This window comes from Celerinatantimonas sediminis, from assembly GCF_046054195.1.
Taxonomy (GTDB): Bacteria; Pseudomonadota; Gammaproteobacteria; order Enterobacterales; family Celerinatantimonadaceae; genus Celerinatantimonas.
On record NZ_JBEQCS010000003.1, the window covers coordinates 1 to 13,251 of the forward strand.

At 42.7% G+C, this 13,251-nt stretch carries 12 protein-coding genes; 8 read left to right on the top strand and 4 right to left on the bottom strand.

Annotation, left to right across the window (positions count from 1 at the left end):
- Window positions 1–137 precede the first annotated feature (137 nt).
- Complete coding sequence (locus ABTQ23_RS04780; RefSeq protein ID WP_408614508.1) at window positions 138–437, top strand: hypothetical protein; 300 nt, start codon at window positions 138–140, stop codon at window positions 435–437.
- 590 nt (window positions 438–1,027) lie between these two features.
- Here ABTQ23_RS04780 and ABTQ23_RS04785 read toward each other — a convergent pair.
- A complete protein-coding gene (locus ABTQ23_RS04785) occupies window positions 1,028–1,855 on the bottom strand; it encodes an enoyl-CoA hydratase/isomerase family protein (RefSeq protein ID WP_408614509.1) in 828 nt (275 codons plus the stop codon).
- Window positions 1,856–1,961: 106 nt separating this feature from the next.
- Between ABTQ23_RS04785 and ABTQ23_RS04790 the strand changes: the two genes are divergently transcribed.
- The 4 genes from ABTQ23_RS04790 (at window position 1,962) to ABTQ23_RS04805 (ending at window position 4,020) form a co-directional block, all read left to right on the top strand.
- The gene (locus ABTQ23_RS04790; protein ID WP_408614510.1) at window positions 1,962–2,327 is read left to right on the top strand and encodes a winged helix-turn-helix transcriptional regulator; all 366 of its coding nucleotides are present in this window, start codon (window positions 1,962–1,964) and stop codon (window positions 2,325–2,327) included.
- A gap of 203 nt (window positions 2,328–2,530) precedes the next feature.
- Window positions 2,531–2,764, top strand: coding sequence for a hypothetical protein (locus ABTQ23_RS04795; RefSeq protein WP_408614511.1), 234 nt, complete (start codon window positions 2,531–2,533; stop codon window positions 2,762–2,764).
- Between the two features lie 39 nt (window positions 2,765–2,803).
- A complete protein-coding gene (locus ABTQ23_RS04800; protein ID WP_408614512.1) occupies window positions 2,804–3,334 on the top strand; it encodes a GNAT family N-acetyltransferase in 531 nt (176 codons plus the stop codon).
- Between the two features lie 119 nt (window positions 3,335–3,453).
- The gene (locus tag ABTQ23_RS04805) at window positions 3,454–4,020 is read left to right on the top strand and encodes a PhnA domain-containing protein (RefSeq protein ID WP_408614513.1); all 567 of its coding nucleotides are present in this window, start codon (window positions 3,454–3,456) and stop codon (window positions 4,018–4,020) included.
- A 56-nt stretch (window positions 4,021–4,076) separates the two neighbouring features.
- Here the strand turns inward: ABTQ23_RS04805 and ABTQ23_RS04810 are convergent, their stop codons facing one another.
- Together ABTQ23_RS04810 and ABTQ23_RS04815 are read right to left on the bottom strand one after the other, a co-directional pair.
- Window positions 4,077–6,044 carry a glycoside hydrolase family 127 protein gene (locus tag ABTQ23_RS04810; protein WP_408614514.1) on the bottom strand — a complete coding sequence of 656 codons (1,968 nt, stop codon included), beginning with the start codon at window positions 6,042–6,044 and terminating at the stop codon, window positions 4,077–4,079.
- Between the two features lie 13 nt (window positions 6,045–6,057).
- Entirely contained in the window at window positions 6,058–7,464 is a 1,407-nt protein-coding gene (locus ABTQ23_RS04815) for an MFS transporter (RefSeq protein WP_408614515.1), read from the bottom strand.
- A gap of 200 nt (window positions 7,465–7,664) precedes the next feature.
- Here ABTQ23_RS04815 and ABTQ23_RS04820 point away from each other — a divergent pair, with 200 nt between their 5' ends.
- The 3 genes from ABTQ23_RS04820 (at window position 7,665) to arfA (ending at window position 11,211) form a co-directional block, all read left to right on the top strand.
- On the top strand, window positions 7,665–8,477 hold the full coding sequence (locus tag ABTQ23_RS04820) for a helix-turn-helix domain-containing protein (protein ID WP_408614516.1): 813 nt from the start codon (window positions 7,665–7,667) through the stop codon (window positions 8,475–8,477).
- Between the two features lie 92 nt (window positions 8,478–8,569).
- Window positions 8,570–9,514, top strand: a complete 945-nt coding sequence (locus tag ABTQ23_RS04825; protein ID WP_408614517.1) for a ketopantoate reductase family protein — start codon at window positions 8,570–8,572, stop codon at window positions 9,512–9,514.
- A gap of 200 nt (window positions 9,515–9,714) precedes the next feature.
- Window positions 9,715–11,211: an arabinosylfuranosidase ArfA gene (gene arfA, locus ABTQ23_RS04830; protein ID WP_408614518.1), complete on the top strand. Its 1,497-nt coding sequence runs from the start codon at window positions 9,715–9,717 to the stop codon at window positions 11,209–11,211.
- A gap of 45 nt (window positions 11,212–11,256) precedes the next feature.
- Here arfA and ABTQ23_RS04835 read toward each other — a convergent pair whose 3' ends face one another.
- Entirely contained in the window at window positions 11,257–13,176 is a 1,920-nt protein-coding gene (locus ABTQ23_RS04835; RefSeq protein WP_408614519.1) for a methyl-accepting chemotaxis protein, read from the bottom strand.
- Between the last annotated feature and the right edge of the window lie 75 nt (window positions 13,177–13,251).

Genomic DNA, 13,251 nt, shown 5'->3' on the forward strand with positions numbered 1-13,251 from the left:
CAATTGACAAAATAACTGTCACGAATTTTGGTTCCCAAAATGTAGCGCCAGCTATTTTGCAACTGAGCTCAGCGTTATGTTGCTGTTTCCGCTTCGGTAGATTCAAATGAAATGTTTGGAAATTAAGGTCTGTTTAAATGGAAAGATGTGAGATAGGAAATCTAGGACTAAGCCTGGCCGAAGATCTGTTTGCAGAAGCAAAAAAATATCACGTCAAGTCGAATAAGCACGAGATATTGTGCTATGAGTCAGCTGGGGTTCGTGGAATGTCAGATGAGTTACTGACTGGAGATTCCTGTAGGTATGATCTGATCGAATCCACTCTATTGTCGGATTGGGGTTCTCCATTGGCAGACGAAATTCCTGATCTATTTGAACGGGTAAAACTTTTTCGTCGTTTGTATCAAGGCTATAAGTTACCAGAAACGGGTGAGTGATATGGAGTACCCATCGGAGAGTCAAATATACGAATACATGCGAGTTCTGCTTCGTGAGTATTCGAACTCTTTAGAATTGGAAGAACACCTTAAAGTTATAGACTCGTGCGAACGAGATGGTAGATTTCCACCAGGAAAATGGTTGCTGTACACTATTGATACAAACATCAAAAACAGTTCTACCTCTTTGTCTGAGAAGCATCGAGAGATATACAGCGAAATATGTTCATTTTGTATATAAACGTTGGGGCACATAACGACGTTCTAACACGCTTTTGTCCAATGAGTTGCCATGTCGATCGAGGCTATCTCGTTTATGCCCGGTTGTTCGCTAGTGCAAAATCGTGGTGGGAGTAAGTGAATGAAGGTGGCATAAATCCGTTAAAAGAGTTTGCGGGAAAGCTCCGTTCTTACCTTAATGGAATTACCGCTTCAGCAGTTTATCTTAGAATACCAGCACCCTTAGAGGGATAAACAAAAAGTTAAAGTTAATCAAACGGATAGGATGGATATGGTTATTGAAACATCGATTCTTCTTAAAGATAAAAGCGGCTTTCTCCGAAAAGCCGCAATGAACCTAATAAGAGTCTTTAAAGTTGGTCTCTAAGTAGCTGTTCTAAATTTCTCTCTCCATAAATTGTTTGTGCTCCATTATCTAAACCCTCCCTAATCAATTTTTCGGCAACTGGCTGTATAAACAATCTCGCCCATTCGTTGCTTTCACGCACAAAACCGTTTGTAAGATCTTCAGCAGGAATAGCGTTCTTCGCGGCAGCAATTATTCCGTCCGGTAATGTCGCAATATTACATGCGAGTCGTTGAACGAATGCATCCAGTTCATGATTGGGAAGCGCTCGATTAATCCAGCCATATTTCTCGGCTGTCTTCGCATCGATTAGGTCTGCGCCCAAGACAACCTCAAGCGCTCGGCCTCGAGTCATACGCTGTGACAAATATTGTGTTGCACCACCACCAGGGATTATTCCCATTAAAGCTTCGCATTGAGCTAATCCAGAACCATCTATTGCAGCAAACGACATATCAACTGCTGCTACAAATTCTGCACCGCCACCACGGGCAAAACCTTGGAGTTTTACAATCGTAACTTGTGGTTGATGACGGATCATTTCAGCAAACGCTTGAAACGGATTTAAGCCCTCTGGTACGTTTTTCGCTAGTTCATCCAAAACATGAGGCTCATCAATTAACTTCATATCGACGTGAGCAATAAATAACTCGGGATTAGCACTTTGAAATACTATGACCTTAGTTTTGTCATCGTTCCGTATATCTGTTAGAAAATGCTGGATATCATTCATCAACTTTACATCCAATACATTAACCGGTGGATTGTTAATTGTGATCGTAGCCACTCCATCAATATTTTGGACATCAATTGTCGAATAAGTATCTTTCATAATGTTGTTCTCCTAGGCCTTTCATCGTGTGGAATATGATGGTATACAGTGAGCACCTAGTGTCAATTACGCACCTAATTCATACCTAGTATCCTGGAGAATACCTATGAGCAAAGACGTTTATCCTGTTTACAGAGCTGACTGTCCAAGTCGCGTCATTCTTGATCAAATTGCAGATAAGTGGTCAATGTTAGTTATGTTAGTTTTAAAAGAACCACACCGTTTTAATGCTATCAAAAGGCGTCTTGACGGTATTAGCCAACGAGTTTTGACCAGTACACTACGTAAACTAGAACGAAATGGAATGGTGACAAGAACTGTTAAAGATGGAAAAACGCTTAGCGTTGAATATGCTTTAACACCCCTTGGACAGTCGTTAGAACTTCCCTTTACTGCACTGTATCAGTGGACCGTTGAGCATATGGATACAATTCAAACTTACCAAGCTCTATACGATGGTCAGAATGATTAGAAGCATTGAAATGTGGACATATAGTTCTATTTAAATTTAGATGTCGTTGAATGTTGAATGTTTTAAGGCTGAATCGCCACTACTTCATCAATGACTTGGAGATTTATGCCCCAAGACATGTCGCCATCTGTTGAATGGACGCAGTTTTGCCCAAGGCTTAGTTGCAAAAATATTCTGCCCAGTGAGGTGATAAAGCGAACCTTATGTTTAAATCTGAAGCATTAAATTTTATTTTAGAAGCTGAGCTTAAAGCAGGAAATACTATTTTTGAGCAGTCCGCTTGGCCGCCCAAATGTAGCAAACTCATAATCTTAAAAAACCGATTTTCAAAAAATTATGACTCAGCATTACTCACCTATAGAAGGTTAGATGAGCCACATTACTGGTACAGTGAATATTTAACTCTTGATGGCGATGAGTGTATTGCTTGCCGCTAGAGCCGCGATAATATAAATACGAGTGCTAGGAGCCAACCTATGCAGACGCAGCGATTACAAATATTACCTCCATCGATGGTGATTCAACCATTGATGTATGAGGCGTTACTTGAAAGTGAAAACGAGCTTCGAGAATTTTGTCCATGGGTAGATTCGGTTTTGAAGCTAGAAGACTCAGTGGCAAACACTCAGCAAGCGATTCGAAACTATGAAAATTTTGAAGGTGAGCTGCGCTATTCGCTCATTAACAAAGATTCTGGTCAGTTTGTTGGGGTTATCGGGCTTATTATTCGCGATCCAGACGTGCCATTTTTTGAGATTGGTTACTGGCTGCGAAGTGCTTGTGTGGGTTTTGGCTATATGAGCGAAGCTGTTCAAGCGCTTGAGCAATACGCATTTAAAACACTTGATGCGCGCCGGATAGAAATTACAGCTGCCGAAGAAAACCTAAAAAGTAGAGCAGTTGCACAACGCTGTAATTATCAATTAGAAGCAACGTTGCATAACGCGCGCAGATTGCCTTCGGGTCAATTAGCTAATACGGTTGTTTATGCGAAAACCCATTTATAACGACTAAATTTGGCATTTAATGGCCTGTTAGCTGCATAATTCACACAAATTTCCCTTTTCATTTTGTGGATTAACTGGATAATACGCCGCTCATTTAATTTATGTAGTGAGTGACACTAATGTCTACTGAAGCAACTTTATTAGCACGTAGCGGCTCAAAATGTGAGCTTTGCTCAGCTGAAACTTCTCTAAGTCCTTATGTGGTCGCACCACATACACAATTAAGTGTCGATCACGGCGTGATGATTTGTGACCATTGCAAAGCTCAATTAGAAGAACCAGAACAAACTGATGTGAACCATTGGCATTGTCTAAATGAAAGTATGTGGAGTGAACATCCACCGGTTCAGGTTTTGGCATGGCGTCAGCTCAAACAGTTAAGTGCTGAAAATGGTTGGGCACATGATCTCCTTGATATGATGTACATGGAAGAAGACGTGCAAAAATGGGCTGAATCAGGCTTAAACGATGTTCAAGAAAAGACATTAGATGCCAACGGCGCTGAGCTCAATAAAGGCGACAACGTCACAGTGATTAAAGATTTACCTATCAAAGGGACCAAGCAGGTAATTAAGCAAGGTACTGTGATCCGAGGGATCGGTTTATCAGATGACCCAACACTGGTCTCTGGCAAAGTGAATGGTCAGTCCATGTATGTGATTGCCGCGTTTTGCCGCAAAAAATAACCGTACAAAATTAAAAAAGGTACTCATTTGAGTACCTTTTGTCTTTGGATGAGAAGCTAAAGCTCGTTAATCCACACTCGCATTTCACCTTCACCGCGATTGGCCCAGCTAAAATAGGGCACAAGTGTTAACTCATACTCTGTCAGCGCAGGTTTTGCGCCATTATAAGAATATAAAGGTTGGCTTTGCGCTTGATTCGCATCGATGCGGTAAGCCTTCGCTTTTAACAGCGTTTTGCCAGACAAAAGCCCGCTACCTTCAACGCATTTAAGCGCAACGCTCGAATCGATCAGTAAATTGTGGAGCTGTTCGCCGTTGTCGGCTTGTTCAATGCAATAGACTAATGGCCCGCGTTGAATGGCAACTTTGCGAGCATCATGACGCAATAGCGGATTTGGCCGCACCAGCATGGCTTGCATTGGCAGTTGCAGGAGGATTTCATCGCCAGTTTGCCATTGCCGATTGATATGAATATACCCATCACCATTTTTGTTTTCAGCGTTAATATTGCTTTGATTAACGCTCACTTTGGGGTGCTGGCACCAATTGGGAATACGCAGTGCGATATCTGCATCGCTCGGATTATCCATTTCAAGTTTAAAGCTAATCGTGTCTTGCCACGGATAGTTACCTTTTTGTATCAGTTTAATTTCACCCTTAGCAAGGCTTAGGGTACTTTCACTGGCAATAAATAAGTTGGTGAATATCGTATTATCTTTCACGGTGTAGATGTAGTTGCCAATGGAGCCAATTAAACGCGCAACATTAGGTGGGCAACACGCACAACCGAACCACTGTTGACGAATAGGTTTAACATGGTCATAAATGTGATTATGGGCAATCGCTTTGGGATAAACCTCAAGTGGATTGACATAAAAGAAATGTTTGCCATCAAGGGCCATTCCAGCTAAAACCGTGTTGTAAAGTGCTCGCTCCATCACATCGGCATAATCGCTGTTGGGCTCAAGCTGAAGCATCTGATTGGCAAACATAATCAAACCAATTGAAGCACAGGTTTCAGTGTAGGCGGTGTCATTCGGCAAATCATAATCACAGCTAAACGCTTCGCCAGTGCTCTGTGAGCCGATTCCTCCGGTAATGTACATCTGTTTGTTGGTGACGTTTTTCCACAGCGTTCGACACGCTGTTAACTTTTCTTGATTGTGGGTAATGCGTGCTAAGTGGGCAACGCCTGCCATTAGATAGACAAATCGCACCGCGTGGCCAGTTGCGAGTGTTTGCTTAGTGATTGGCGCATGCGCTTGAGAGTAATTCTTCTGTTCAACCATCCATGCTTTTCCATGGGGTTGCCAATAGGAAGTTCGCCCGCGTTTTTCATATTCGATGTCATAGTAATGCGGTTTCTGACCACGTTGCTCGATAAAGAATTGGCAAAGTTGGGTGTACCGCTCATCTTTAGTGACTTCATAAAGACGCATGAGCGCAAGCTCAACCTCTGGATGACCTGGATATCCTAGAAGTTGCCCAGGTTTTTTACCAAAGACATCGTTAATATGATCTGCAAATTTACAGACGATATTCAAAAGTGCTGTTTTTTGAGTCGCACAGTAATAAGCTACGCCCGCTTCGATTAAATGCCCGGCGCAGTAGAGCTCATGGCATTCGCAAACATTCGTCCATTTTTCGTCTGGGGCTTTGACTGTGAAATAGGTATTCACGTAACCGTTAGGTTGCTGCGCTTTACCGATGAGCTCAATTACATCATCGGCGAGGGATTCTAAGGCTGAGTCAGGATGATTCGACAACGAGTAGGCCACGGCTTCTAGCCATTTGGCAACATCACTATCTTGAAACACCATCCCATAAAATTCCCCCTGCATCTGGTCTGCGGCAATTTTGAAGTTGTCAATTGCATGGCTGGGTTCAGCATCATCAATTGTGTCATTCAGAGCGCCCCATTGATAAGGAATAACGACTTCGTTGATCAGTTTCTGATATTGCGTCCAGAATAAATCCTTAATTGCAACATGAGTAAATTGAGATTCTGTACATTCAGTTTTCATATCTTTGTTCGCTCTATGCATGTTGTGGTTTAATTTGTTGAGTAATTTTATCCATCAGAGGCATATCCAATTTGCTTTTGGCAATGAGCAACGCCAAGATCAAATGGATCACCGCAGGGATAAAGGTTTCGATACAAACCATCCCGCTGATAGATTGTGTCGTCTGATTTGCAAGACCTGGCTGATAGGCGATGATCACCAGAATTAAGCTGACAATTGCCGCACCCGATGCCCATGCCAGTTTGATAAAGAACAGGTTAAAGGCGAAATTAAGCCCGGATGAACTCACGCCTGTTTTCCAGCGTCCGTAATCGTCGGCAAAGGCCATCAACGAGAAGTGCAAAGGCAAGGTAATACCCAATAAGAAGTGATAAACGAAAATAATCCCAAGCCAGAGCATCTGACTGTGAGCTCCGATTGGTAGCAAAAACATCGCTGCAGAGTAGATAGCCAACAGCAAATTTAGATACATATAGAGCTTTTTAAGCTCAATGATGCGAGTTAAATAACTGACGGTTAGCGGGCCAAGGATCCCACCTGCGGTGACCATTGCAAAAAAGATGGATGTATAAGAAGTACTTCCTTGCAGCGCGTAGTTGATAAAATACATATAGCCACCGCCGCGGATATTAAAGATGTTAATCAAGAAAAATGACATGAATAACATCAGTAATAATTGATCGTTTTTGCGAATACTCGCTATGTGCTCTTTAAATGAAAACCGCCCCATGGTGCTCACTGACACGCGCTCTTTTACGCTGACAAAACACCAAATAAACATAACCGCGGCACAGCCACAGAGAATCATCACTCCATAGCGGTAACCCAGCGCCGCTTGGTTAGCATCAAAGTGGCCCACAAACCATGGTAATCCTACCGCAACCATTGCACCGGCAATGCCAGTTAAGACAAAGCGCCAAGATTGGCATTGAATCACTTCTTTGTGGTTAGTGGTCATAGTGCTGATAAGCGCACAATATGGGACGTTGATGGCGGTATAGCAGATAGATAACAGCATGTAAGTTACAAAGGCATAGAGAACCTTCATGGTGTAACTAACATCTGGAACGCTAAAGGTCATAATCCCGACTATTGCTATCGGAATTGCAATCCATAACTGCCAGGGCCGAAATCGGCCAAATCGACTATGCGTTTTATCCGCAACGACGCCCATCAGTGGGTCGGTGATTGCATCAAATACGCGTAACACTAAAAATAACATACCAACGATTGCTGGCGTTAAACCAAAAATGTCGGTATAGAAAAATGTCAAAAAGTTACCAATTAATGCAGTAATAATGGTGCCGCCTGCATCGCCGAGTCCATAACCGAACTTTTCACTTGCTCTGATATGTACTGTCGCTGGGTCAACCTTGTGTGCGTCGCCCAATACTAAAGTATCTTGTGCAGCTTGGGACATAATGTTGCCTCGTTCTTATTGTAGGGATCTATCTTTTATTGTTAGAACGAGTGTGGCCCTCGCTTAGCCATTCAGGTAGAGCATGTATCAACATAAAAACAGGACAAATCCGACTCTGTGTTTGAATTTGTGAGCTGTATCTTTTTTCATCGTTTGTCCTTTGTTTAGATTTAATCTCAAGTAACGATACGGATAATTACATGGCGAATATTTATATCGATCACCCCTTGGAGATTGAGAATGGGGGATTATTTGTATCCAATGGGCGAGGAATCCACCCTAAACGGGTGATAGAATCCTACGAACTTATTTTTGTATTACATGGCACGTTAGCGATACGTGAAGGGGCTCACGATTATCTATTAAAAAGTGGTGATGTGTTGATATTGCACCCGAAAATTGAGCACCAAGGGATCGCTAATTTCCCAGCCGATCTGAAGTTTTACTGGGTGCATTTTCGCATAAATTCAAAGCAGTTATCTGCACGCTCGATGACTGCGATCGATTTAATTAAAACCGGGCAAGTAGGAGATACTACAAAAATTACGGAACTGTTTAACTTAATGCTTAGAGAGCAAGAGTTGGGTGTTGATAAACTGACGCTTAACTTATTGCTGCTGGTTATTCTGCGCGAGATTAGCTTAAAAAGTGATTTAGACAAGTTAACGAAACCCAAAGAGCTGGCGTATCGAGCACGTTCGTTGATTCGCCGCTTTTATAATGAGCCGCTAACTCCTGGGCAGATAGCTCACAGCTTAAAATGCAATGTGGATTATTTAGGACGTATTTATAAGCAAACGTTTGCCTGTTCCTTGGGGGAAGCGATACAGCTGCAAAAAGTATCAGCAGCAAAACATCAGTTAGTTGAGCAAAGTCAGACCATTAGTGAAATAGCCGATGAGTTAAGTTATCGCGATACTGGCTATTTTCGGCGCATCTTCGTAAAACACGTTGGCATGACGCCTTCGCGTTATCGCAAGCTTTATAGTATTGCCCGAATTAACTCCAATTAATGCTAATTTATTCGCTAAACGTCCAGCTCTTCATATTTAATTGAACTAACTCGTTGTATAGTCGTACTAATTTAAATCATTAGAGGATAAAAATGATGGCGATTAAAACGGTAGCGTTGATAGGTTTAGGGGCGATGGGAGCTTTTTTTGCGCCTAAATTAAAAGAACTATTGGGCGACGATCATTTTTATGTGATAGCCGATGGCGAACGCAAAAATCGGCTTGAAAATAAAGGCGTCACTTTAAACGGGGTAAATTATCGCTTTCATATTGAGCCTCCAGGCACTAATTTGCCCGTAGACTTGGTCATTGTTGCAGTTAAGGATATGCAACTAGAGCAAGCCATTGCTGATATACACAGTTTTGTTGGGCCGCACACTCAAATTATGTGCGTCATGAATGGTGTCGATAGCGAAGAGCGACTTGCCAAGGTTTATGGCAGTGAGCATGTTTTATATTCGTACATGCGCATGTCCATCGTGATGGCTGATGGGGTTGCTAACTTTAATCCTGAAGGCGGAATGGTTCACTTTGGTGAAGCGAATAACGCCCAACTTTCCGCTCGAGTGAGTGCGATAAAAGAGCTTTTTGAGCAAGCCGGTATTCGTTATCAGATTGAAGAAGACATGATCAAAGGGATTTGGTTTAAATTTATGTGTAATGTCAGTGAAAATTTGACCTGTGCACTACTGGGCATTCCATTTGGCGCATTTCGTTTAAGTGATCATGCAAACGCGATTCGTCTCGGTGCTATGAACGAAGTAATGAAAATCGCCAACGCCAAGGGCATTGATTTAAGCCAATCCGATATAGAGCGCCAAGAAACCACTGTTCGGCGGATCCCTTTTGCAAATAAGCCCTCAACACTGCAAGATCTTGAACGTAGTATGCTGACTGAAATCGATATGTTTGCTGGTAAAGTGGTCGCTTTAGGTGAGCAACTTAACATTGATACGCCCATTAGCTGGATGTTTTATCACGCCATTAAAGTGCTTGAAGAGAAAAATCAGCAGCTTTTTTTAGCGCCTGAGCAATAAAATATTCTCTGATTCACTATCGTTTTAACGCGACTTTGTAGCTGCGTTAAAACGTTCAACCTCTCAAAAAAATCGTCATAAAGATTTTCTGCAGCTAGTTAGCCTTTTTCTACATAGTTAGTCGATTTATTGTGTTTTTATAATGATCAGTTTATCGGGTAATTCACACGAGACACCTCGAACCCTTAGGAGATCTGCTTATGAAAAAGGCCAGCTGTATAGTAAACAAAAATTTCAAGATTGCTGATATTGATGAGCGGATCTATGGCTCGTTTATCGAGCATATGGGAAGAGCTGTATACACCGGTATTTATCAGCCTGATCATGAAACTGCCGATGAGCAAGGGTTTCGTCAAGACGTAATCGATGCGGTCAAAGAGCTTAATGTTCCGATTGTTCGCTATCCTGGGGGAAATTTTGTCTCAGGCTATGATTGGACTGATGGAATAGGGCCTCGCCAAAGTCGGCCCAAACGACTTGATTATGCGTGGTTTTCGATAGAAACCAATCAGTTTGGTATTAACGAATTCGCCCAATGGGCCAAAAAAGCTAACACGCAAGGGATGATTGCGGTGAACTTAGGAACGGGCACCGCGCAGCAGGCCGGCTATTTAGTTGAGTATTGTAATATCGAGAAAGGGACCTATTGGAGTGACAAACGTCGTGAGCATGGGTTTTTAGAGCCGCATAAATTTAAAGTTTGGTGTTTGGGAAACGAAATGGATGGCCCTTGGCAGACATGCGGACTAAGTGCCCAAGACTACGCGAAAAAAGCGCGTGAAACGGCAAAAATATTAAAATGGGTAGACCCTGATATTGAGCTGGTGGCTTGCGGCAGCTCATCAAAAGAGATGGAAACATTTCCTAGCTGGGATAGAACCGTTCTAGAAGCCTGTTACCCTTATGTCGATTATATTTCGTTGCATCGCTATTATGAGTTCGAAGGCAATCAGGCCGATTTTCTGGCCGCATTTTATGATTTAGATGATTTTATCCAAACCATTAAAGCAACAGCCGATTATGTTAAAGCGGCGCTGCGTAGTGATAAAACCATGATGCTGAGCTTAGATGAATGGAATGTTTGGTATATTCAAAACATGCAGACACAGCGCTGGCAGTGGGCAGCGCCTATTGCTGAAGATGTTTATAGCCTAATGGATGCGCTTGTTGTCGGCGGCCTGCTCACCAGCATAGTGAACAATTGTGATAGGGTTAAGATGGCATGTATTGCTCAGCTCGTGAATGCACTGGCTCCGATTCATACCGCAAGCGATGGTGGGGTGTTAAAACATTCAACTTATTATCCGTTTGCTCAGGTTAGCCGCTATGGACGAGGAAGCGCATATAAAACGATTCTACAAAGTGAATCGGTTGAAACGGGTAAATATGGCAAAGTGCCAAGCCTTGCGACAGCTTGTACCTTCGATGAAAAAACGCAGCAACTTGCGTTATTTGTGCTCAATACCAATCTACAAGACGATGTTCAGTTGTCATTGCAACTCCAAGAGTTTGGTCCTCTTAAACTGATTGAGCAGCAAACCCTAGCAGGCGATGATCTCTTTGCTGTAAATAGTTTTGAGACTCCTGATAATGTAGTTCCCAAAAATTGTGACATTACTGAGCGCTCTGGCACTCAATTTGAGCTAACGCTTGGGAAAGCTTCGTGGACAATGGCATTATTTCGCAAACTCCATTAAAAAAGGGCAAGCCTAAGCTTGCCCAGCATTGACTTAATGCGGTAGTTAAACCTGATAATGGTTAAGCTGTTTGCTCAAACTATCGGCCAGTGCTTTTAGTTGGCGACAGGCTTCATTCGTCTCATTACTATATGAAAGGTTTAGCTCGCTCGCATCACGGATCTGATTGATGTTTTTGCTGACATCATCTGCCACATTATGTTGCTGGTGTGCAGCTGTTGCTATTTGTGAGTTAAGTTGAGAGATTTTATCGACAGAGCCAAGGACGGTTGCGAGAACCTCTCCGGCCGTTTTAGCTTGCGTAACGCTCTCTAGCGCCATCTCTTTATTGGTTTCGATTTGTGCCGACGTTTTATTCGCACTCGATTGTAATTGTTCAATCATCGAATGGATTTCTTGGGTTGAAGATTGTGTTCGGCTAGCAAGTTGGCGCACTTCATCTGCAACGACGGCAAAACCTCGGCCATGTTCACCGGCTCGAGCTGCTTCAATTGCGGCATTTAATGCCAAGAGATTTGTTTGATCAGCAATATCGTTAATTACTTTGAGTACGCTGCTGATGTTATCACTGGCGCTTACCAGTTCTTGGACGATTTCACTGGTATTTTGAATCGTTGTTGCCTGATTCTCAATGCCATGAATTGTGTTATTGAGTGTTTGTCCGACATTTTGTGCATCTTGGTTGGCATTTTGCGCGTGTTCTTGAGCATTATTGGTATTATCGGCAATTTCTTGCGCGGATAGGCTCATTTGGTGTGAGGCCGATGCAACTTGTTCAGTATCTTTATTTTGTTCTTTAATGGATTGCGATGATTTATCGGCAAGCTCAAAGAGTCGATTCGATGCATTGGCAACCTCATGTGCCGCTACTTTTGATTCTTTAATTGTGGCATGAATGCGCTCTAGAAGCCGGTTAAAGCCTTTAGCCATATCACCAAATTCATCTTTTCGGTTAGCATCAAAACGCTGCGTTAAATCGCCTTCACCTTCGGCAATATTATGAATAGCACTGACATAAAGACGTAGCGGTTTACCAATGATGTTTCGTACTAAAAATGAAGTGATAACGACTAAGATGATCCCTAGTAAAAGCAGTGTTCCGATGACTTGTAGTGATTTATGTGTAATCGCGGAGCTTACTTCTGAGTCTGGATAGGCGGCAACAATCGTATATCCCCAAGGTTTAAACTCTTCTTTACGAACAGTCCATGGCTGGCCGTCTTTTAAGGCATCCGTTACCTGCGCATCGCTTACATTAGCTGAGTGCATTCGCAGCGTGCCTTTACCATCAAATAGCGCGATAAATCCTTGGTTTAAAATTTTAGATTCGCCAATAAGTTGAGCAATAGCGCTCATGTCAGCTGAATAACCGACATACCAAATACCAACCGTTGAGCCTTGCTGGTCGCTAATTGGTGCATAGCCTGCTAAGTATGGATGGCCGAGAATATCAACTTCGCCATAGTAGGCTTGTTGTTGCTGGATTGCTTTTATCGCTTTGCCGTTCGGCGCGAGGATGGTTCCAATCGCTCTTTTACCTTCTTTTTTGACGTTGGTTGATACTCGCACATAGTCTTCATTATCGCGGCTAAATAACGTGGCCGTGCCGCCCATAACCTGGGTGAGGTCATCGACCAGCTTAAAGTTGTTGGTTTGATTTTCTTGGCCCAACCACAGCGATGGTGTTGGTCGACCTGCAACATCTTCTTTTTTACCTTGATGGGCGGGACCGAGTGCTTGACCGCGCTGGATTAACAGTTGCATGCTGGAGCGAACCCGTTGCAACATAATGTCATTCGTTGCAGCTAATAATCGTGAGACATTTTCGATTTTTTCGTGTTGCTGAGAATGGGCATTTTGATGAATGGTTTGAGCATTAGTTTTAATCTGATAAAGCATCAAAATGAGCGCAAAAACGAAGATAAATACAGAAATAGTGAGAATAAATTTGTGATTAATACGCATGGGATTCCTTTCTTTCCTGTTAAGACCGAACTGAGCAATTTCCATGCAATGTCGGTAACCTGACGTAGATCAAGT

Excerpts from the sequence above, each read along its gene's own strand:
- ABTQ23_RS04780 (WP_408614508.1), top strand. The coding sequence starts at position 138 with ATGGAAAGATGTGAGATAGGAAATCTAGGACTAAGCCTGGCCGAAGAT.
- ABTQ23_RS04785 (WP_408614509.1), bottom strand. The coding sequence starts at position 1,855 with ATGAAAGATACTTATTCGACAATTGATGTCCAAAATATTGATGGAGTG.
- ABTQ23_RS04790 (WP_408614510.1), top strand. The coding sequence starts at position 1,962 with ATGAGCAAAGACGTTTATCCTGTTTACAGAGCTGACTGTCCAAGTCGC.
- ABTQ23_RS04795 (WP_408614511.1), top strand. The coding sequence starts at position 2,531 with ATGTTTAAATCTGAAGCATTAAATTTTATTTTAGAAGCTGAGCTTAAA.
- ABTQ23_RS04800 (WP_408614512.1), top strand. The coding sequence starts at position 2,804 with ATGCAGACGCAGCGATTACAAATATTACCTCCATCGATGGTGATTCAA.
- ABTQ23_RS04805 (WP_408614513.1), top strand. The coding sequence starts at position 3,454 with ATGTCTACTGAAGCAACTTTATTAGCACGTAGCGGCTCAAAATGTGAG.
- ABTQ23_RS04810 (WP_408614514.1), bottom strand. The coding sequence starts at position 6,044 with ATGAAAACTGAATGTACAGAATCTCAATTTACTCATGTTGCAATTAAG.
- ABTQ23_RS04815 (WP_408614515.1), bottom strand. The coding sequence starts at position 7,464 with ATGTCCCAAGCTGCACAAGATACTTTAGTATTGGGCGACGCACACAAG.
- ABTQ23_RS04820 (WP_408614516.1), top strand. The coding sequence starts at position 7,665 with ATGGCGAATATTTATATCGATCACCCCTTGGAGATTGAGAATGGGGGA.
- ABTQ23_RS04825 (WP_408614517.1), top strand. The coding sequence starts at position 8,570 with ATGATGGCGATTAAAACGGTAGCGTTGATAGGTTTAGGGGCGATGGGA.
- arfA (WP_408614518.1), top strand. The coding sequence starts at position 9,715 with ATGAAAAAGGCCAGCTGTATAGTAAACAAAAATTTCAAGATTGCTGAT.
- ABTQ23_RS04835 (WP_408614519.1), bottom strand. The coding sequence starts at position 13,176 with ATGCGTATTAATCACAAATTTATTCTCACTATTTCTGTATTTATCTTC.